The 18,549-nt window shown below is 66.8% G+C and carries 19 protein-coding genes; 5 read left to right on the top strand and 14 right to left on the bottom strand.

Annotated features, from left to right (window positions below; genetic code table 11):
- Window positions 1–44 precede the first annotated feature (44 nt).
- Window positions 45–1,673 carry an alpha-D-glucose phosphate-specific phosphoglucomutase gene (locus AAC979_RS10405; RefSeq protein WP_371346752.1) on the top strand — a complete coding sequence of 543 codons (1,629 nt, stop codon included), beginning with the start codon at window positions 45–47 and terminating at the stop codon, window positions 1,671–1,673.
- 48 nt (window positions 1,674–1,721) lie between these two features.
- On the opposite strand, the gene AAC979_RS10400 is transcribed toward AAC979_RS10405, so the two are convergent.
- From AAC979_RS10400 to AAC979_RS10370, 7 genes are all read right to left on the bottom strand, one after another.
- Window positions 1,722–2,267, bottom strand: a complete 546-nt coding sequence (locus tag AAC979_RS10400) for a MarR family winged helix-turn-helix transcriptional regulator (RefSeq protein WP_371346751.1) — start codon at window positions 2,265–2,267, stop codon at window positions 1,722–1,724.
- 239 nt (window positions 2,268–2,506) lie between these two features.
- Complete coding sequence (dps, locus tag AAC979_RS10395) at window positions 2,507–2,995, bottom strand: DNA starvation/stationary phase protection protein Dps (protein ID WP_371346750.1); 489 nt, start codon at window positions 2,993–2,995, stop codon at window positions 2,507–2,509.
- A gap of 104 nt (window positions 2,996–3,099) precedes the next feature.
- On the bottom strand, window positions 3,100–4,056 hold the full coding sequence (speB, locus tag AAC979_RS10390; RefSeq protein WP_371346749.1) for an agmatinase: 957 nt from the start codon (window positions 4,054–4,056) through the stop codon (window positions 3,100–3,102).
- Window positions 4,056–5,012 carry an agmatinase gene (gene speB / locus AAC979_RS10385; RefSeq protein WP_371346748.1) on the bottom strand — a complete coding sequence of 319 codons (957 nt, stop codon included), beginning with the start codon at window positions 5,010–5,012 and terminating at the stop codon, window positions 4,056–4,058. The genes speB (AAC979_RS10390) and speB (AAC979_RS10385) overlap by 1 nt, the downstream gene beginning before the upstream one ends.
- Before the next feature lie 103 nt (window positions 5,013–5,115).
- Window positions 5,116–5,892 carry a creatininase gene (locus AAC979_RS10380; RefSeq protein ID WP_371346747.1) on the bottom strand — a complete coding sequence of 259 codons (777 nt, stop codon included), beginning with the start codon at window positions 5,890–5,892 and terminating at the stop codon, window positions 5,116–5,118.
- Between the two features lie 32 nt (window positions 5,893–5,924).
- Window positions 5,925–6,665 carry an SDR family NAD(P)-dependent oxidoreductase gene (locus AAC979_RS10375; RefSeq protein WP_371346746.1) on the bottom strand — a complete coding sequence of 247 codons (741 nt, stop codon included), beginning with the start codon at window positions 6,663–6,665 and terminating at the stop codon, window positions 5,925–5,927.
- Window positions 6,659–7,417 carry an SDR family NAD(P)-dependent oxidoreductase gene (locus AAC979_RS10370; RefSeq protein WP_371346745.1) on the bottom strand — a complete coding sequence of 253 codons (759 nt, stop codon included), beginning with the start codon at window positions 7,415–7,417 and terminating at the stop codon, window positions 6,659–6,661. The genes AAC979_RS10375 and AAC979_RS10370 overlap by 7 nt, the downstream gene beginning before the upstream one ends.
- Before the next feature lie 139 nt (window positions 7,418–7,556).
- Here AAC979_RS10370 and AAC979_RS10365 point away from each other — a divergent pair, with 139 nt between their 5' ends.
- Entirely contained in the window at window positions 7,557–8,474 is a 918-nt protein-coding gene (locus AAC979_RS10365) for a LysR family transcriptional regulator (protein WP_371346744.1), read from the top strand.
- Here the strand turns inward: AAC979_RS10365 and AAC979_RS10360 are convergent.
- From AAC979_RS10360 to AAC979_RS10340, 5 genes are all read right to left on the bottom strand, one after another.
- A complete protein-coding gene (locus AAC979_RS10360) occupies window positions 8,471–9,544 on the bottom strand; it encodes a serine/threonine protein kinase (RefSeq protein WP_371346743.1) in 1,074 nt (357 codons plus the stop codon). The genes AAC979_RS10365 and AAC979_RS10360 overlap by 4 nt on opposite strands.
- Window positions 9,541–10,974, bottom strand: coding sequence for a methylenetetrahydrofolate--tRNA-(uracil(54)-C(5))-methyltransferase (FADH(2)-oxidizing) TrmFO (gene trmFO / locus AAC979_RS10355; protein WP_371346742.1), 1,434 nt, complete (start codon window positions 10,972–10,974; stop codon window positions 9,541–9,543). Before trmFO ends, AAC979_RS10360 begins: the two co-directional genes overlap by 4 nt.
- Window positions 10,975–11,124: 150 nt before the next feature.
- Window positions 11,125–11,286 carry a DUF1127 domain-containing protein gene (locus AAC979_RS10350; RefSeq protein ID WP_244376008.1) on the bottom strand — a complete coding sequence of 54 codons (162 nt, stop codon included), beginning with the start codon at window positions 11,284–11,286 and terminating at the stop codon, window positions 11,125–11,127.
- A 272-nt stretch (window positions 11,287–11,558) separates the two neighbouring features.
- Complete coding sequence (locus AAC979_RS10345) at window positions 11,559–12,851, bottom strand: O-acetylhomoserine aminocarboxypropyltransferase (RefSeq protein WP_371346741.1); 1,293 nt, start codon at window positions 12,849–12,851, stop codon at window positions 11,559–11,561.
- A 139-nt stretch (window positions 12,852–12,990) separates the two neighbouring features.
- Window positions 12,991–13,437: a CoA-binding protein gene (locus tag AAC979_RS10340; protein ID WP_371346740.1), complete on the bottom strand. Its 447-nt coding sequence runs from the start codon at window positions 13,435–13,437 to the stop codon at window positions 12,991–12,993.
- Between the two features lie 268 nt (window positions 13,438–13,705).
- Between AAC979_RS10340 and rplM the strand changes: the two genes are divergently transcribed.
- Window positions 13,706–14,167 (top strand): 50S ribosomal protein L13, encoded by a 462-nt coding sequence (gene rplM, locus AAC979_RS10335; protein WP_307020040.1) that lies wholly within the window; start codon window positions 13,706–13,708, stop codon window positions 14,165–14,167.
- Window positions 14,168–14,169: 2 nt separating this feature from the next.
- Complete coding sequence (rpsI, locus tag AAC979_RS10330) at window positions 14,170–14,646, top strand: 30S ribosomal protein S9 (protein ID WP_371346739.1); 477 nt, start codon at window positions 14,170–14,172, stop codon at window positions 14,644–14,646.
- A gap of 130 nt (window positions 14,647–14,776) precedes the next feature.
- On the opposite strand, the gene glnA is transcribed toward rpsI, so the two are convergent.
- The gene (gene glnA / locus AAC979_RS10325; protein WP_371346738.1) at window positions 14,777–16,186 is read right to left on the bottom strand and encodes a type I glutamate--ammonia ligase; all 1,410 of its coding nucleotides are present in this window, start codon (window positions 16,184–16,186) and stop codon (window positions 14,777–14,779) included.
- Window positions 16,187–16,318: 132 nt separating this feature from the next.
- Window positions 16,319–16,657, bottom strand: a complete 339-nt coding sequence (locus AAC979_RS10320; protein WP_018386933.1) for a P-II family nitrogen regulator — start codon at window positions 16,655–16,657, stop codon at window positions 16,319–16,321.
- Window positions 16,658–17,009: 352 nt separating this feature from the next.
- On the opposite strand from AAC979_RS10320, the gene AAC979_RS10315 reads away from it, so the two are divergent.
- Window positions 17,010–18,509 (top strand): NAD(P)H-hydrate dehydratase, encoded by a 1,500-nt coding sequence (locus tag AAC979_RS10315; protein ID WP_371346737.1) that lies wholly within the window; start codon window positions 17,010–17,012, stop codon window positions 18,507–18,509.
- The last annotated feature ends 40 nt before the right edge of the window (window positions 18,510–18,549 follow it).

Raw genomic sequence — 18,549 nt, 5'->3', positions numbered from 1 at the left:
GCTGCGGCCCTCCGGGATGGGTCGCGTAAAGTCCGGGAGCGAGCATGATCCGCGTTGTCGCCACCACGCCGTTCGAGGGCCAGAAGCCGGGCACGTCGGGCCTGCGCAAGAAGGTTCCGGTATTTCAGCAGCCGCATTACATCGAGAACTTCGTTCAGGCCTTGTTCGACAGCCTCGACGCCTTCGAAGGCGAGACGCTGGTGATCGGCGGGGATGGGCGCTTCTATAATCGGGAAGCGATCCAGATCGTGCTCAAGATGGCCGCCGCCGCCGGCTTCGGGCGGGTGCTGGTGGGCAAGGGCGGCATCCTGTCGACGCCGGCGGCTTCGTGCGTGATTCGCAAGCACGAGGCGTTCGGCGGTATCATTTTGTCCGCCAGCCACAATCCCGGTGGTGAGCATGGCGATTTCGGCATCAAATACAATATCGGCAATGGTGGCCCGGCACCGGAACACGTCACCGATGCCATCTTCGAACGCTCGAAGGTGATCCGCGAATATCGCATCCTCGACACCGACGATGTCGACCTCGACACGCTCGGCATCACCCGCCTTGGCGATATGGTGGTCGATGTCATCGACCCGGTCGAAGACTATGCCGAACTGATGGGTGATCTGTTCGACTTCGACGCCATCCGCGACCTATTCGCTTCCGGCTTCACCATGCGTTTTGACGCCATGAGCGCGGTCACGGGTCCCTATGCGACGGCGATCCTCGAGGAAACGCTGGGTGCGCGGCCAGGGACGGTGATGCATGGCGTGCCGCTGCCGGATTTCGGCGGGCATCACCCGGATCCGAACCTGGTGCATGCCAAGGAACTGTGCGACCTCGTCATGGCGGAGGACGGCCCGGAATTCGGCGCCGCTTCCGACGGCGATGGCGATCGCAACATGATCATCGGGCGGGGGCGCTTCGTCACGCCGTCGGACTCGCTCGCCATCATCGCCGCCAACGCGCATCTCGCGCCCGGTTACAAGGCAGGCATCACCGGCATTGCCCGCTCCATGCCGACCAGCGGCGCCGCCGACCGTGTGGCCGAGGCGCTGGGCGTGACCTGCTATGAGACTCCGACGGGCTGGAAGTTCTTCGGCAATCTGCTTGATGCCGGACTTGCCACTGTGTGCGGGGAGGAGAGCTTCGGCACCGGCTCGAACCATGTTCGCGAGAAAGACGGCCTGTGGGCCGTGCTGATGTGGCTCAACATCCTCGCCGTGCGCCGGCAGAGCGTCGCCGAAATCGTCGCCGAGCACTGGCGGACCTATGGCCGGAACTACTACACCCGTCACGATTACGAGGAAGTGGACAGCGCTGCGGCTGATGCCCTGATGGCGCAATTGCGGGCTCGGCTCGATACGCTGGCGGGCACCGTCATCAATGGGCGGACGGTGGAGCGCGCGGATGATTTTGCCTATCAAGACCCCGTCGATGGATCGGTGACGACCAAGCAGGGCATCCGGGTCTTCTTCGACGATGGCTCACGCATCGTCTATCGGCTGTCGGGCACCGGCACGGCAGGCGCGACGCTGCGCATCTATCTTGAGCGCTTCGAACCCGATGCGGCGCGCCACGACCTCGATACTCAGGACGCACTCGCCGCTCTGGTACAGATCGCGCGCGATTTGGCCGAGATCGAAGGGCGCACCGGACGCAGCACGCCCACCGTCATCACCTGAACAGGCCGGCCGCTTGCCGGACCGTCGCCCGTCCGGCAAGCGGGGTGCCTATCGGAAGGCGCCGCTCCACAGAAGTTCGAGGCGGCGCAGCACGCCATAGGTGATGTTCAGTTCTGCGTCCTCCTCGTCCGGGCCCAGAGGGCGGGTGTCATGCGTTGCCCGGATGGCGTCGCACAGCATCTGCGCTTTTGTGGTCAGCCGCAGGCGAGCCGACCGACGGTCACGCTGCGAGGCCGCGCGGTGGACGTAATCCGCTTCGACGAGCTGCTTCAGATTGTAGGAGGCGTTCGAGCCGAGATAGTGACCGCGATCGAGCAGATCGCGCACGGAAAGCTCGTCATTGCCGATATTGAACAGCAGCATGACCTGCGACGGGCTGATGTCGTCCACCCCGAGGCGGGTCAATTCGGAGCGCAGGACGTCGAGGAAGCGGCGATGAGCGCGCTCGATCACCCGGCCGATCTCCAGCGGGGTGATGGGCCCGACACTCACCGGCGGATCGAGCGGGGCCGACGAGGCCGAGGTCATTTCCGGTGCCTCGATTTCGTCGGCCGTTTCGACCGCCGGAGCAGCTTTCTGTGCAGTTGATCTCATAGTGCCGTCCCCGTCCCCGTGTCGATCACCTGCCCACCCCTCGTCCCGCCCGTGCCGTGACGGGTGCCGTCACCTCCAGGACGTAACTCATGATGGGCAGGAGATTATTGAGAAAATGGGGCGCGGGCCAACGCATTTATGAGAGAGTTGTCGCGGTCCACGAAAATCCGCTAGTGCAGCAAGGCTCTGTGCCGGTGCTCCCGTAGCGGAAGCTCCGACTCAGACGGCAAGGGGTGACTTCAGCGCGGTGCCTCGAGGTGGGATTCGAGAAACCAGAGCGCCTTATCGAGAGAACGCGAGGCGGCAGTGAAGATGTCCGCCGTGGTGGGATCGCCGGCGTCATCGGATTCGGTAATCGCCTTGCGCACATTGTTCGCCACAGAACCGAAACGCTCGGCCAGCGCCGCGAGGTGATCGGGGATCGCGTAGATATCGGTCGGATACGCCTTCAGCGGCGTGCCCTCGGCGACCGTCTGCGTCGTGCCGAGCGCGGTGCCGCCCAGTTGCACCACACGTTCGGCCATGGTGTCGTTATGGCCGTCGAGATCGGTGCGGAAGCCGTCGAGCATCTCATGCACCGCGATGAATTGCGGACCCTTCAGATTCCAGTGCGCCTGCTTGATTGCCAGAGCGAGGTCGATGCCGGCGGCGAGGTTGGCATTCAGCAGGTCGATGGCGACCTTCTTGGCATTGGAGGGAACGTCATTGGCGGTCTTATGGGCGGTCATGATGGGTTCCTTTTCTCGGGACGGCCCGGCATTAGGCCTCGCCGTCGGCCGTGCGTTTACAGATTTGCACCGACGGGGAGAAAATTGGCCGGATCGAACGGTATTCAAGAGCCCCGATTGTGGAGAATGCGGCCAATGAAGTTGAGCAGCAACTGGGCCGCGAGGATGGCGGTGACGCCTGCAGGGTCGTATTCGCGCGCCACCTCCACAAGGTCGACGCCGACGACGGTGCCCCGTTTGGTCAGACCGTCCAGCAGTTCCAGCACTTCGTAATAGGTGAAGCCGCCATGGCTCGGCGTGCCGGTGCCGGGAGCGATGGAGGGATCGAAGCCGTCAATGTCGATGGTGACGTAATAGCGCTTGCCGGCGGGAATGCGCGCCAGCACCGCTTCCGTGCCGAGCTTGCGAATCTGGCGTACGGACAGGATGTCGGAGCCCATGGCGCGGGCGGCCTCATAGCCCTCGCGCGCGGTGGACGATACGTTGCGGATGCCGAGCTGGGTCAGCCCGGTGACATAGGGCTTTTCCGCCGCGCGGCGCAGCGGGTTGCCATGGCCGCGACGAACGCCATGGCGTTCGTCGACGAAGTCGAGATGGGCGTCGAACTGGACGATGTGGATCGGCTCCTGCTCCGAGAAGGCCTCAATGCAGGGAATGTTGATCGAATGGTCGCCGCCGAGCACCACGGGCAGCGCGCCGGCGGTGAGGATCTTGCGGACGGCCAACTCGATATTGGCGTGGCTACCCTCGGTGTCGGTGTGGATCATGTCCGCATCGCCAATATCGACGATGCGGGTGGTTTCCGCCGCGAGGTAGGTGACGTCGTCCTCGTGATCGTACGCGCCGGCGTGGCCGAAGGAGAACAGCGTCGAAGCTTCGCGGATGGCGCGTGGCCCCGAGCGAGCGCCGGAGCGCCATTGCGTGCCGAGGTCGAACGGCGCGCCGACGATGGCGACATCGGCGTCGATCTTGTCCCAGTCGAGTTGCAGCGGATATTTGCCGAAGGTGCAGATGCCGACGAAGGGAAGATCGAGCCGGCCGCCCTCATAACCGTGAGCCATCAGCGCGCACCCTTCTTTTCGACCGCGCCGGCGAGGACGCAGAGCAGTTCGAACAGGATGGTGGCGCCGGTGAGAGCGGTGAGACCGGAGGGATCGAAGGGTGGGGCGACCTCCACGAGATCGGCGCCGATGATGTCCAGCCCGTCCAGCAGGCGCACCATCTGCTGCGCTTCGCGAGTGGAGAAGCCGCCGATCTCCGGCGTGCCGGTGCCCGGCGCCTGCGAGGGGTCGATGCCGTCAATGTCGAAGGTCACATAGGTCGGCGCTTCGCCGATAATGGCGCGCGCTTCCGCCATCACATCGGCAACGCCACGCTCCATGAACTCCTCGATGAAGATGATGCGCACGCCCATCTCGCGCGCGTAGTCATAATTGCCAGCGTCGGAGATGGCCCCGCGCAGGCCGATCTGCACGAAGCGCTTGGGATCGACCAGCCCTTCCTCGATGGCACGGCGGAACGGCGTGCCGTGGGTGTAGCGGCTGCCATTGAAGAAGCTGTCATAGGTGTCGGAATGGGCGTCGAACTGGATGAGGCCCACGGGCCCGTCTTTCGCCAGCCCGCGCAGGATCGGCAGGCTGATGAGATGATCGCCCCCGGCGGTGAGCGGCAGGGCGCCAGCCGCGCGCACGCCTTCATAATGCGCGGCGATGATATCGAGCGAGCGCATCAGGTCGAACGGGTCGATGATGACATCGCCGCAATCGGCCACCCGGGCGCGGTCATAGGGCGAAAGGCCGGTGACATGATGCACGCGGCGCATCAGGCTCGACTGGTTGCGCAATTCGCGCGGGCCATGGCGGGTGCCGGCGCGGTTGGTGGTGCCGAGATCGAAGGGCACGCCGATGATGGCGATGTCGACCTCGGCCGGCGTCGCCACCGGCAGCCGCATGAAGGTGGGAAGCCCGGCGAAGCGTGGGACGGTGCCGGAATCGAGCGGCTCGAATGTTTCGGTCATGTGAACCTCATGGGGGCACGGCCCCGTTCTTCTAGTCCGCAAGACGTACGGCGCCGGGCGCGCGCCTCGCCGGTGGCGGGCCGTCCGCTTGGTGCCGGGGGGATTAAAGCCCGAATTCCTTGCGCACGGCGGCGGAGATGTGGGTGACGTAATCGGCCATCAGCGCCTCGCCCTTTTCCACGGTCGAGCCGGTGGCGACCGCCAGCACGCCGGAAGGCGGCAGGCCGAAATCGTCCGGCACGGGGAAGCGGTCATAGGGAGGGAAGGTCGCCGGGCCGTCGCTCGGCGCCTTGTCCATCACGACCAGATCGGGCCGCAGCACCAGCATCAGCGAGGTTTCCAAAAGGCTGGCATGTTCGAGCTCAATGCCCGGGAAGCCCGCCGGGAACAGGCTCTCCAGCGTCGCGCGCTGGGCGAAGTCCCAATATTCCAGCCGCATGACGGTGAAATCGGTGATGCCGTCGCGGGCGATCTCGCGGCGGGCAAGGTCGAGGCCCTCCACCGATGGCCAGAGGTTCTCGTAATGACCGTTGACCACCACCAGCCGGCGCACGCCCTGCCGCGCGAGGTTGCGGATGACATCGCGCAGCACCAGCGCGAAGGTGTGGGCGTCGACGCTCAGCGTGCCGGGGAACTGCTCGCCGCCGCCCGAACGGGGCATCGACTTGCAGCCATAGGCCACGGTGGGGGCCACCAGCCCGCCGACCTCGCGGGCGACGCGCTCGCACACGCCGGTGGGCAGCACCACATCGACATTGAGCGGAAGATGCGGGCCGTGCTGCTCGGTGGAACCGAGCGGCAGGAACACCGGAACGCCGGCAGCCATCTTCGCCGCGAATTCCGGCCAGCTAAGTTCGTCGAGACGTACGCTGTCGACCATCCGGTCCCCCTGGGGTGCTGATGCGCGCCGGTTCAGTGCATCGCCGCGCCGCCATCGACGCTGAGGCACTGGCCGGTGATGAAGGTGGTGGTGCGGCTCGCCAGGAAGAGAACCGCCTGCGCGACCTCTTCTGGCCGGCCGACGCGGCCGGACGGGTTGCCGGTTTCCAGCCGCTGCAGTTCCTCGCTCAGATTGGCGAAGTCGAGCAGCGGCGTGTCGACCGGCCCGGGCGCGATGGCGTTGACGAGAATGTCCGGCCCGAGCTCCCGGGCCCAGGAGCGGGTAAGGCTGAGCACCGCTCCCTTGGTACCGGCATAGACAGAGAAGCCGGCGCGGCCGAGATAGGCCAGTTCCGAGGCGATGTTGATGATACGCCCGCGCACGGCGCCTTCGCCGCTGAAGCGGGAGAGAGCCTCGCGCGCCATCAGCAGCGGCCCGCGCACATTGACCGCCGCCATCCGCTCATAGGTCGCGATGTTGAAGCCCGTCAGCGGGGTTTCCTCACAGATGCCGGCGCAGTTGACGATGACATCGAGCCCGCGCAGCTCCGCCACCGCCGCGTCCATGCCGCCAATGACCGAGGCTTCGTCCGCGACGTTCACCAGAATGGTCGGCCAGCGGGTCTCGTCGGGTGGGGGGTGAAGATCGAAGCCGATGACTTTGGCCCCGGCGGCGCAGAGCGCATCCGCGCTCGCCCGGCCGATGCCGCTTGCCGCGCCGGTGACGATGACGCGCACATCCCTGTGGGGGTGATCTTTATGAGGGGCTACCATGGCAGTTCTCCGCGATCGACGCCGAGACTCTGGCCGGTGATGTTGGCGGCGAGGTCCGAGGCGAGGAACAGATAAGTACCCGCCACGTCCTGCGGATCCATGAAGCCCGGGAGAATCTGCGCTGCGACGATCTCGTCCAGCAGCACGTCGGGAGCGATGCCGGTGCGGGTCGCCATAGCCTGAAGCGACCGAAGCGAAGCGTCGGTCCGCACCCAGCCAGGGCAGACGGCGTTCACGGTGATGCCGCGCGGCCCCAGTTCCTTCGCCCAGGTCTTGGTGAGCCCGATCACCGCGTGTTTGGAGGCGACATAGGCGCCAAACAGCGATTCCGCGCCGCGCGACCAGATGGAGGCGGTGTTGACGATGCGCCCGCCATGGGCGAGGCGCGGCAGCAGCGCCCGGGTGACGAGGAAGGTGCCGACGACATTGATCTCCACCACGCGGCGGAACACCGCTTCATTGTCGGTGCTCACGTCGTCCAGCGGCGTGACGCGCTCCAGCCCGGCATTGTTCACCAGCACGTCGAGATGGGGGATCGCCTGGGCCACCGCCGCCACCTGATCGGCTGCGGTGATGTCGGCGCAATGGCCGCGCGCGCCGAGGCGCTCGGCGACCTCGAGGATCGCCTCGTCATCGGCCAGCATATGCAGTTCCGCTCCCGCCTCAGCGAAAGCGCGGGCGATGCCGAGGCCGATGCCCCGGCTGGCGCCGGTGACCAGCACCGTGCGGCCGGAAATGCCATCGAGTGTCATGGGCGGTGGCCGTGGGCGAGGGGGCGGCGGCGGTGCATGGCGGGTTCCCGGCGATGTGCTCATGCTGACGCATCATCACTTCCGGAAAAATCGGAATTAATGGAAAGATACATCGGTAAATATCAATGCGGGGACAGCGATGCGCCGGCTCGACAACATCGACCTCCGGCTGCTGCGGGTGTTCGTCACCCTGGCGGAGGAGGGCGGCTTTCAGGATGCGCAGATCGCGCTGAACCTGTCGCAATCGACACTCTCCACCCATCTCGCGGCGCTGGAACGCAAGCTGGGCGGGCAGCTTTGCGAGCGCGGGAGGGCGGGCTTCCGGCTGACGCCGTTCGGCGAATCGACACTGGCCGCCGCCAAGCGACTATTCGACGACATCGACGCCTTCCATGGCCGCATCGGCCGCGACCAGCAGCGGCTGGTGGGTCGCCTGCGCCTCGGCATCGTCGATGGCGTCGTCACCAACCCGCAACTTGGTTTGCAGACGGCGCTGTCACGCTACATGGCCTATGCGTCCGAGGTGTTCGTCGATCTCGAACTCGGCACGCCGCTGGTGCTGGAGCGGGCTCTGATGGACGGGGAGCGCGACCTCGTGGTCGGCCCATTCTCGCAGAAGGTGCCGGGTCTCACCTATGTGCCGCTCAACCGCGAGGCGCAGGCGCTCTATTGCGGGCGCGGCCATGGGCTGTTCGGGCTGCCGGCGGCGGCGATCACCCATCAGCGCATCGAGGAGGCGCTGTTCTCGGTGCGGCGCTATCGTCACCTCGACGACCTCTACCGGGTCAACCACCCGCGCGCGAGCGGCGCCATCGTGCAGATGGAAGCGCAGGTGATGATGATCCTTTCCGGCCGCTTCATCGGCTATCTCCCGCGCCATATCGGCGAGGACTGGGTGGCGCGGGGAGAGATGCGGGTGCTGCGGCCCGAGGCCTATGGCTTCGAGACGACCCATTTCGCCGCCACAAGGCGGCTCAAGGGCGAGCAGCCGCTGGTCGATGCCTTCGTGCGCGAATTGACGGCGCAGGCGGGCGGCGCCGCGACCGTCGCCGGCTAGATGCCGCCGCGCACGCGGTCGCTGAGGTTGCGGCGCTCGCGGACGATGAGGGAGAGCGCCTCCTCCTCCTGCGGGCCGCGCGGCAGTTGCGCAAGCTGGTCGAGCTGGTTGAGCGCCACAAGGCGCAGCAGGTCGTCGCGCACCGCGCCGGTGCCGTCGCGCGGCAGGGCGGTGACGATCTGCAGGTGCTCGGGCGGCAGGAGATCCGGCAGGCGGGCGGCGAGATGGGCGCGCAGCGCCTCTTCCGTCACGCCCTCCGCCTCGACAAAGGCGTAGAGGCCGAAGGAATGGCCGGCGGTGGGGAAATCGCAGATATGCACGGCGCGCACGCCGATCATCTCGGTGAGCGCGGCCGCGAGGCGCGGACCCTGCTCCATGGCGCGCGGGCCGCGCCCTTCGGTGTCATGATAGTTCAGCAGGCGGCGGGTGACGAAATTGTAGACCTTCTTGCCGGTCTTCATCCACACGCGGGTGAACAGGCTCTTGCGGGCGAGGATCTTCTTCTCACGCGCGGTCAGCGCTTCCGGGCAGTAGCTGCGCTTCTGCTTGAGGAAGTGGCGGATGTCCTCATAGGCCGCGACGCGGAACGCCTTGCTGCGCCGGGAAAAAACCATGGCGAGCTGGAAGTCCATCAGCACAGCCCGGCCATCGGCGGCGTAGAGCCAGTTCTGCGGCTTGGCGAGGTCGTTATGCGCGATGTTGCGCCGGTGTACCTCGCGCAGGCCCTTGCGGGCGGACGCGAAGAAGGCGCGGTCGCCGCGCGGGCGGGCGATCTGCAGCGGGATGCCGTCGACGAAGCCGCGGACCAGATAACCCTCTTCCAGCGCATAGACCGGCACGGTGTGGCCGCTGCCCTCGGCACGCATCAGTGCGCGCGCCTCGCGGGCGGCGAAGTGGCGGGCGAGCGGCTTCACCCACCATTTCACCTCGGCATAGTTACGCCGCACCGCGGGGTAGACCGTGCCGGCAGCATCGCGCCAGAAGCCGCGCTCGATGGTGGAGAAGGTGTCGCGCTTGAGCACGGTGTCGAGCTCGAACACGCCGCCCTTGGCGGGGACCGTCAGGCTCACGCGGCGGCCTCGTTCGGCTTGTCCGCGTGGGCCTTGGCCCAGGCGTCCATATCGGCAAGGGCGCGGGCGGCGAGCACCTGCTTCTTCGCCACGGTCTTCTGTGTGCCGCGCAGGCGGTTGCCCTCGGCGTCGCGGGTCGGGTTGGCGTCGAGCGGCGGGAACAGGCCGAAATTGATGTTCATTGGCTGGAAGGAGCGCGGGCCCGCTTCCACCGTCTCGATATGGCCACCGGTGATGTGGTTGAGCAGGGCACCGTGGGCGGTGGTCGGCGGCGGCAAGGCGGGGGTCTCCCCACGCTGCTCGGCTGCGGCGAACAGGCCGGCCATAAGCCCCATGGCCGCGCTCTCGACATAGCCCTCGCAGCCGGTGATCTGGCCGGCGAAGCGCAGGCGCGGCTCGGCTTTCAGCCGGAGCGTGGGGTCGAGCACGCGGGGCGAATTGAGATAGGTGTTGCGGTGAAGCCCGCCGAGCCTAGCGAATTCCGCCTTCTCCAGCCCCGGAATCATGCGGAACAGGCGCGTCTGCTCGCCATGGCGGGTCTTGGTCTGGAACCCGACCATATTATACAGCGTTCCCAGTGCGTTATCCTGCCGGAGCTGGACCACGGCATAGGGCTTAACGGTCGGGTTATGCGCGTTGGTCAGGCCCATCGGCTTCATCGGGCCGTGGCGCAACGTCTCCGGGCCGCGCGCGGCCATCACTTCGATCGGCAGGCAGCCGTCGAAATAGGGCGTGTTGGCCTCGAATTCGCGGAAGGGCACGGTGTCGGAGGCGACCAGCGCGGCGACGAAGGTCTCGTACTGCTCCTTGTCCATGGGGCAGTTGATATAGTCGGCGCCCGTGCCGCCGGGGCCGGCCTTGTCGTAGCGCGACTGGAACCAGCAGACGCTCATGTCTATGGAATCAAAGTGAATTATCGGCGCGATGGCGTCAAAGAACGCCAGCGCCTGCTCGTCGGCGCGGGCGCGGATGGCTTCGGCGAGGGCCGGGGAGGTGAGGGGCCCGGTGGCGATGATGACGCTGTCCCACGCCTCCGGTGGCAGGCCGGCGACCTCTCTCCGTTCCACGGTAATCAGCGGATGGGCGGCGATGGCGGCGGTGACAGCCTCGGCAAAGCCGTCGCGATCCACCGCCAGCGCGCCGCCGGCGGGGATCTGGTGACGGTCGGCGCAGGACATGATGAGCGAGCCGAGACGGCGCATCTCGGCGTGCAGCACGCCGACGGCATTGTTGGAAGAATCGTCTGATCTGAAGGAGTTAGAGCAGACCAGCTCGGCCAGGCTGTCGGTCTTGTGGGCATCGGTGCCGCGCGTCGGGCGCATTTCGTGCAGCACCACCGGGGTGCCGCGACGGGCGAGCTGCCAGGCGGCTTCGCAGCCGGCGAGGCCACCGCCGACAATGTGAACCGGGCGCTTTTCGGTGATGCTCATATCCTGCCGCTGCTCAACACATCCGCGCGCGGCTTAGCACGGAACGGGGGCAAAAAAGAACGGCCCCGGAAAATTCCGGGGCCGTACGATCAGTGCAGTGAGGTGGACGATGTGTCCGATCAGACGCCAGCGTCCGGCCTCAAGGCCGCATCACGCAGCCGCGGCGGCGCGGCGGGCAACGCTGGTGATTTCGCCACGCGACACGTTGATGTCGGCGAGGGTACGGTCGTCGAGCTGGGAGAGCTCAACGAGAGTGCGGCGATACGCCTGGTAGCGGCGGATCTGCTTGGCAACGAGGCCCCAAAGCAGCATGTCAGTCTCCATCGGTTCTAGTTACCGGATCGCGGCCTCCGGGCATCCCCGGCAGCTGCACGTCCGTTAATCATTCCGATGCCTAGATATTCGACAGCCTGCTTGTTTGGTAGGAAATATACCGCATCCCAGCCCTGCGGGGCGCGCATGACACGCTCACAATTCATTCACGATCCGCAAGGTTGGCGAAACCTTGGCGTGAATCAGGCGCCCGTGGGCGCCTGATCGAGATCGGCCGATGCACGCCTACAGGCTCCCCTTCGCCGTGCTTCTCAGGCGCCCGCCAGGGCCTGATCGAGATCGGCGATGATGTCGGCCGCGTCCTCGATGCCGACCGACAGCCGCACCACATCCGGCCCCGCGCCGGCCAGCACCTTCTGCTCGTCGGCGAGCTGGCGGTGGGTGGTGGAGGCGGGATGGATGATGAGCGAGCGGGTGTCGCCGATATTGGCGAGGTGCGAGAACAGCTTCACCCCGGACACCAGCGCCACGCCGGCCTCGAAGCCGCCCTTGAGCCCGAAGGTGAAGACCGCACCGGCGCCCTTGGGCGTGTATTGCTGGGCGAGGTTGTAATAGCGGTCGCCCGGCAGGCCGGGATAACTGACCCAGGACACTTTGGGGTGGTCGGCGAGGAATTTCGCCACCGCCAGCGCATTGTCGCAATGGCGCTGGATGCGCAGCGGCAGCGTCTCGATGCCGGTGAGCAGCAGGAAGGCGTTGAACGGCGACAGCGCCGGGCCGAGATCGCGCAGGCCAAGCACGCGGGCGGCGATGGCGAAGGCGAAATTGCCGAAGGTCTCGCCGATGACCACGCCTTCATATTCCGGGCGCGGCTGGGAGAGGAAGGGATAGCGCCCCTCGCGCAGCCAGTCGAAGGAGCCGCCATCGACGATCACGCCGCCGATGGAATTGCCATGGCCACCGAGGAATTTGGTGGCGGAATGGATGATGATGTCGGCGCCGTGCTCGAACGGACGGATGAGGTAGGGCGTCGCCAGCGTGTTGTCGACGATCAGCGGCACGCCGGCGCGCTTGGCGATCTTGGCGATGGCGGCGATGTCGGTGACGATGCCGCCGGGATTGGCGATCGACTCGATGAAGATCGCCTTGGTGCGCGGCGAGATCGCGCGCTCGAAGGAGGCGACATCGTCGGAATCCGCCCAGACCACGTTCCAGCCGAAGCTCTTGAAGGCGTGGTTGAACTGGTTGATCGAGCCGCCATAGAGCTTGCGCGCGGCGATGAACTCGTCGCCGGGGGTCAGCAGGGTCTGGAAGGTGAGGAGCTGCGCGGCATGGCCGGACGCGACCGCGAGCGCGGCGGTGCCGCCTTCCAGCGCCGCCACCCGCTCTTCCAGCACCGCATTGGTGGGGTTGCCGATGCGCGTATAGATGTTGCCGAACGCCTTCAGCCCGAACAGCGAGGCGGCGTGGTCGACATCGTCGAACACGAAGGAGGTGGTCTGGTAGATCGGCGTCGCGCGTGCCTTGGTGGTCGTGTCGGGGGCGGCGCCGGCATGCACGGCGAGGGTGGCGAAGCCCGGGGCGGGGGTGGTGGCGTCGGTCATTGGCGTTCTCCTGTCGACGGCTCGGCGGCCGCGCGAGCGGTGCGTGGCGGCGGGCGTCTTGGGAGGTAGTGTCGCGCCTTGGCTAAAAAACGCAACAGGTCTGGAGAAAGAATTAAACAGCGGAATATGGCTGTTGATATCAGTCCCCGCTGTGGCGGGGCACGCGCAGCCGGGGAATCTCGATGGCGGGGCAGCGGTCCTGAATGACGGCGATGCCCTGCGCCTCGGCGGTGGCGGCGGCCGCATCGTCGCGCACGCCGAGCTGGCTCCAGATCAGCGCCGGGCGCGGCGAAAGCGCGAGCGATTCCGCCACCACGGCGGCGAGATATTCCGGCGCGCGGAACACATCCACCATGTCGATCGGCTCCGGCACATCGGCGAGCCGGGCATAGGTGGGCAGCCCGGCGATGTCGCGCCCGGCCTGGCCGGGATTGATGGCGAACACCTTGTAGCCGTGCAGCGCGAGGAAACGGGCGACCCCATGGCTCGGGCGGGCCGGATTCGGGCTGGCGCCAACCACGGCGATGCTGCGCACGCGGCCGAGCCAGCCGGCGATGAAGGCGTCGTCATAGGAATCGTGATTCAAGGGGCCTCCTGGGGCGAAGGGCGGGGCTTCTGCCGGCCATATGGTGCGCCGGTGCGGGCGCGGGGAGGGGCCGCACGCGCGGGAGAGCGGCGGGCCGGAGGGCGAATTTCAAGGGGTTAGGGCGCGGTATTAAAATACCTAAATCGCAACCCATTGATTTGTAATGGGAATATCAGATATTGCGGGATTGACGTTGCGCGGGGGCTCGTCTAGAACCCCGCCACGAGAGAGGTGCGGGTACTCCGCGCCCTTGCATATGGATTTACCCATGAAGACGTTTTCGGCAAAACCCGCCGATATCCAGAAGAAGTGGGTGGTGATCGACGCCACCGGCCTCGTGGTCGGTCGTCTCGCCACCATCATCGCCACCCGCCTGAAGGGCAAGCACAAGGCGATCTACACCCCCCACGTCGATTGCGGCGACAACATCGTCGTCATCAACGCCGACAAGGTGGTGCTGACCGGCCGCAAGCGCGATGACAAGGTGTATTACCACCACACCGGTTTCCCCGGCGGCATCAAGGAGCGGACGGCTAAGTTCATCCTCGAAGGCCGGTTCCCGGAGCGGGTCGTCGAGAAGGCGGTGGAGCGCATGCTGGCGCGCGGCCCGCTCGGCCGCAAGCTGATGGGCAATCTGCGTGTCTACAAGGGCGCCACTCATCCGCATGAGGCCCAGCAGCCGGAGACGCTCGACGTCGCCGCGCTCAACCGCAAGAACGTGGGTATCTGATCATGGCTGAGCTCATCCAGTCGCTCGACGGGCTCGAAGCCCTGAAGTCCCAGGCCAATGAGGCCCCCAAGCATGTCCAGAAGCTGGACAAGCAGGGCCGGGCCTACGCCACCGGCAAGCGCAAGAACGCGGTCGCCCGCGTGTGGGTGCGTCCCGGCACCGGCAAGATCCTGGTCAATGAGCGGGATGTCGAAACCTATTTCGCCCGTCCCGTGCTGCGCCTGATCATCCAGCAGCCCTTCGCCACCGCTGGCCGCACCGGCCAGTATGACGTGGTCTGCACCGTTTCCGGCGGCGGCCTCTCCGGCCAGGCCGGCGCGCTGCGCCACGGCATCTCCCGCGCGCTCACCTATTACGAGCCCGAACTGCGCGGCCCGCTGAAGAAGGGCGGCTTCCTGACCCGCGACTCGCGCGTGGTCGAGCGCAAGAAGTACGGCAAGGCCAAGGCCCGCCGCAGCTTCCAGTTCTCCAAGCGCTGATCGGCGCCTCATATCCAATGCGAAAGGGCGGGTCTTGCGACCCGCCCTTTTTGTTTGGCGGCTCCGGCCGCGTGCAACGAAAAAGGGGCGCCTCGCGGCGCCCCTTTCCGTTGGTCGACCGGTGTGCCGATCAGACCGAGTAGTACATCTCGAACTCCACCGGGTGCGGGGTCATTTCGAACCGCATCACCTCGGTCATCTTCAGCTCGATATAGGCGTTGATGAAGTCGTCCTCGAACACGCCGCCCTTCTTGAGGAACTCGCGGTCCTTGTCGAGCGAGGCCAGCGCCTCACGCAGCGAGCCGCAGACCGTCGGGATCTTCTTCAGCTCCTTCGGCGGCAGATCGTACAGGTCCTTGTCCATGGCCGGACCCGGGTCGATCTTGTTCAGAATGCCGTCGAGGCCGGCCATGACCAGCGCGGCGAAGGCGAGATAGGGGTTCGCGCCGGGGTCCGGGAAGCGGGTCTCGACGCGCTTGGCCTTGGGCGAGGTGGTGTAGGGGATGCGGCAGGAGGCCGAGCGGTTGCGCGCGGAATAGGCGAGCAGCACGGGCGCCTCATAGCCGGGAACCAGCCGCTTGTAGGAGTTGGTCAGCGGGTTGGTGAAGGCGTTCAGCGCCTTGGCGTGCTTGATGATGCCGCCAATGTACCACAGGCATTCCTGGCTGAGGTCGGCATATTTGTTGCCGGCGAACAGCGGCTTGCCGCCCTTCCAGATCGACTGGTGCACATGCATGCCCGAGCCGTTGTCGCCGAAGATCGGCTTCGGCATGAAGGTGGCCGTCTTGCCATAGACGTTGGCGACCTGGTGGATGCAGTATTTGTAGACCTGCAGGTGGTCGGCCATCGTCACCAGCGTGTCGAACTTCAGGCCCAGCTCGTGCTGGGCGGAAGCGACCTCGTGATGGTGCTTCTCGACCTTGGCGCCCATGCGGGCCATGGCCGCGAGCATCTCGCCGCGCAGGTCCTGGCAGCTATCAACCGGGGGAACCGGGAAATAGCCGCCCTTGGTGCGCACGCGGTGGCCGAGATTGCCGCCTTCATATTCGGTGCCGCCATTGGTCGGCAGTTCCACCGAATCGAGCTTGAAGCCGGTGTTGTAGGGTTCGGCGGTGAAGCGCACGTCGTCGAAGATGAAGAACTCGGCCTCGGGGCCGATATAGACGGTGTCACCGATGCCGGTGGACTTGAGATAGGCCTCGGCCTTCTTGGCGATGCCACGCGGGTCGCGCGCATAGGGCTCGCCCGTGGTCGGCTCCAGCACGTCGCAGACCACGACGAGCGTGGTCTCGGCGAAGAACGGGTCGATGCTGACGGAGTCGAGATCGGGCTGCAGATGCATGTCCGACTCGTTGATGGCCTTCCAGCCCGCAATGGAGGAACCGTCGAATGCCTGACCTTCGGCGAAGAAATCTTCGTCGACCATCGAGATATCGAAGGTCACATGCTGCCACTTGCCGCGGGGATCGGTGAAGCGAAGGTCGACGTATTTGACGTCGTTGTCCTTTATGAGCTTCAGTACATCCTTGGCCGTCGTCATATTGTTCGTACCTCTTCTGATACTGCCGTCTTTTTCAGGGCAGATGGATCCCAAGCTGATGGTCAACGACGATGCGCGCCGCATCCGACCGGACGCGGCGCGCTCATAGGCGCGACCATACTACGCTGGCTCTCAGATGGCGTCGACGCCCGACTCGCCGGTACGAATGCGGATGGCTTCTTCGATGTTGGACACGAATATCTTGCCGTCGCCGATGCGGCCGGTCTGGGCGGCGCGGCGGATGGCGTCGATCGCCGTTTCCACCGTTTCGTCGGCCACCACGATCTCGATCTTCACCTTGGGCAGGAAATCGACGACATATTCGGCGCCCCGATAGAGTTCGGTATGTCCCTTCTGCCGGCCGAAGCCCTTGGCTTCCGTGACGGTGATGCCCTGCAGGCCGATTTCCTGCAGCGCCTCCTTCACCTCGTCGAGCTTGAAGGGCTTAATGATGGCCTCAATCTTCTTCATCTGACCTCGTCTCCCTGACTCGTCGATCCGCGACGCCCGGCCGAGTCGGGTCGCGAAGAAGCAGAACCCATGCCAAGCACCCCAGTGTCGCCTGAAACCGTTAATATCGCATCATCGCATGCCGCCAAGGGCCGGGCCACAGGGGACGGAATCCTTCCGGTGATGAAGTTATAGTCATGTTGCCGGCAAAATAGGCAGTCGATGCGCCGGCATGGTCGGTGAGGCTGCGTTAAAGCTAGGCATCTGCCGCTGTTTGCTGCGACAGCGGCGGAGGTCGCGGCGCCGGGCCGGTTTCGGCTAAGCTCCGCCCCGCGCCGGCTTGCGGCGCGCGCAGCGTGCAGGAACAGGGTTCATGGAGCTTCTCACCCCCGCCGAGATGGCGCGCGCCGACGCCTTCACCATCGCCGCCGGCGTGCCCGGCGCCGTGCTCATGGAACGGGCGGGACAAGCCGTCGCAGGGCGGGCGGCGCAGGTGGCGGCGCAGGTGGCGGCGGCCGGTGGCGGCGTGCTGGTGCTGTGCGGGCCCGGCAATAATGGTGGCGACGGTTTCGTCGCGGCGCGGCTGCTGGCGGAGGCCGGCTACCGGGTCCGTCTCGCGCTTCTGGGGACGCGCGACGCGCTGCGCGGCGATGCCGCCTTCATGGCGGCGCGCTGGACCGGGCCGGTGGAGCCGGCGGAAGCCGTCGCGCTGGACGGGGTCGATCTCGTCATCGACGCGCTGTTCGGCGCCGGGCTGGCGCGCGACCTCGACGGCGCGGCGCGGGCGCTGGTGGAGCGGGTGAACGCCGCCCAACTGCCGGTGCTGGCGGTCGACCTGCCCTCCGGCATTGATGGCGCCACCGGCGCGGTGCGCGGGGCGGCGATCAGGGCACGCTGGAGCGTCACCTTCTTCCGCCCGAAGCCCGGCCATGTGCTGCTGCCGGGGCGGTTGCACGCGGGGGAGGTGAGCGTCGCCGATATCGGCATCCTTCCCGCCGCGCTCGACGCCATCGCCCCCCGCGCCTTCGAGAATGTCCCTGACCTGTGGGCGGGGCTTTTCCCGGTGCCGGCGCCGGAGGGGCACAAATATTCGCGCGGCCATCTCGTGGCCGTCTCCGGCCCGGCGCAGGCGACGGGCGCGACGCGGCTTTCCGCCCGCGCGGCACTGCGGGCCGGGGCCGGGCTGGTGACGGTGGCGTGCCCGGCCGAGGCGCTGCCGATCCATGCGGCGAATCTCTCTGCCATCATGGTGCGGCCAGTGGAGGATGCTGTGGGGCTGGCGCATCTGCTGGCCGACCCCCGCCTGACGACGCTGGTGCTCGGCCCCGGCCTCGGCGTCGGCGAGGCGGCGCGCGCCAAGCTCGCGGTGTGCGGCGACCGGCGGCTCGTTATCGACGCCGATCTCCTCACCTCCTTCGAAGGCGAGGCTGACGCGCTGGCGCAGGCGCTCGCGGGCGCCCCGGCGGCGGTGGCGACCCCGCATGAGGGCGAGTTCGCGCGTGTTTTCGAGGGTTGCCCGCAGGTGCTGGAGGCGCCCTCGCGTCTGGAGCGGGCGCGGGCCGGCGCTTTGCTGCTGGGGGCGACGCTGCTGCTCAAGGGGCCGGACACGGTGGTGGCGAGTCCGGACGGGCGCGCCTCCATCGCCGCCAATGCGCCGCCCTGGCTGGCCACGGCGGGGGCGGGGGATGTGCTGGCGGGAATCGTCGGCGGGCTGCTGGCGCAGGGCATGCCGCCTTTCGAGGCGGCGAGCGCTAGCGTGTGGCTGCATGGCGAGGCGGCGCGCGAGGCCGGGCCGGGGCTGGTGGCGGACGATCTGATCGAGGCGCTGCGCCCGGTCTATCGCCGCCTCTTCGCCCTGCTGGGGGCTGTGTAGCGCCGCCCCCGTCGCTGCATTTTGCACTGGCGCAGCGTCA

Origin of the sequence: Ancylobacter sp. IITR112 (assembly GCF_041415945.1) — a bacterium.
GTDB lineage: Bacteria > Pseudomonadota > Alphaproteobacteria > Rhizobiales > Xanthobacteraceae > Ancylobacter.
The sequence above is the reverse complement of the archived record's forward strand: the minus strand, read 5'-3'. Positions and strand labels throughout refer to the sequence as shown.

Excerpts from the sequence above, each read along its gene's own strand:
- AAC979_RS10405 (WP_371346752.1), top strand. The coding sequence starts at position 45 with ATGATCCGCGTTGTCGCCACCACGCCGTTCGAGGGCCAGAAGCCGGGC.
- AAC979_RS10400 (WP_371346751.1), bottom strand. The coding sequence starts at position 2,267 with ATGAGATCAACTGCACAGAAAGCTGCTCCGGCGGTCGAAACGGCCGAC.
- dps (WP_371346750.1), bottom strand. The coding sequence starts at position 2,995 with ATGACCGCCCATAAGACCGCCAATGACGTTCCCTCCAATGCCAAGAAG.
- speB (WP_371346749.1), bottom strand. The coding sequence starts at position 4,056 with ATGGCTCACGGTTATGAGGGCGGCCGGCTCGATCTTCCCTTCGTCGGC.
- speB (WP_371346748.1), bottom strand. The coding sequence starts at position 5,012 with ATGACCGAAACATTCGAGCCGCTCGATTCCGGCACCGTCCCACGCTTC.
- AAC979_RS10380 (WP_371346747.1), bottom strand. The coding sequence starts at position 5,892 with ATGGTCGACAGCGTACGTCTCGACGAACTTAGCTGGCCGGAATTCGCG.
- AAC979_RS10375 (WP_371346746.1), bottom strand. The coding sequence starts at position 6,665 with ATGGTAGCCCCTCATAAAGATCACCCCCACAGGGATGTGCGCGTCATC.
- AAC979_RS10370 (WP_371346745.1), bottom strand. The coding sequence starts at position 7,417 with ATGACACTCGATGGCATTTCCGGCCGCACGGTGCTGGTCACCGGCGCC.
- AAC979_RS10365 (WP_371346744.1), top strand. The coding sequence starts at position 7,557 with ATGCGCCGGCTCGACAACATCGACCTCCGGCTGCTGCGGGTGTTCGTC.
- trmFO (WP_371346742.1), bottom strand. The coding sequence starts at position 10,974 with ATGAGCATCACCGAAAAGCGCCCGGTTCACATTGTCGGCGGTGGCCTC.
- AAC979_RS10350 (WP_244376008.1), bottom strand. The coding sequence starts at position 11,286 with ATGCTGCTTTGGGGCCTCGTTGCCAAGCAGATCCGCCGCTACCAGGCG.
- AAC979_RS10345 (WP_371346741.1), bottom strand. The coding sequence starts at position 12,851 with ATGACCGACGCCACCACCCCCGCCCCGGGCTTCGCCACCCTCGCCGTG.
- rplM (WP_307020040.1), top strand. The coding sequence starts at position 13,706 with ATGAAGACGTTTTCGGCAAAACCCGCCGATATCCAGAAGAAGTGGGTG.
- rpsI (WP_371346739.1), top strand. The coding sequence starts at position 14,170 with ATGGCTGAGCTCATCCAGTCGCTCGACGGGCTCGAAGCCCTGAAGTCC.
- glnA (WP_371346738.1), bottom strand. The coding sequence starts at position 16,186 with ATGACGACGGCCAAGGATGTACTGAAGCTCATAAAGGACAACGACGTC.
- AAC979_RS10320 (WP_018386933.1), bottom strand. The coding sequence starts at position 16,657 with ATGAAGAAGATTGAGGCCATCATTAAGCCCTTCAAGCTCGACGAGGTG.
- AAC979_RS10315 (WP_371346737.1), top strand. The coding sequence starts at position 17,010 with ATGGAGCTTCTCACCCCCGCCGAGATGGCGCGCGCCGACGCCTTCACC.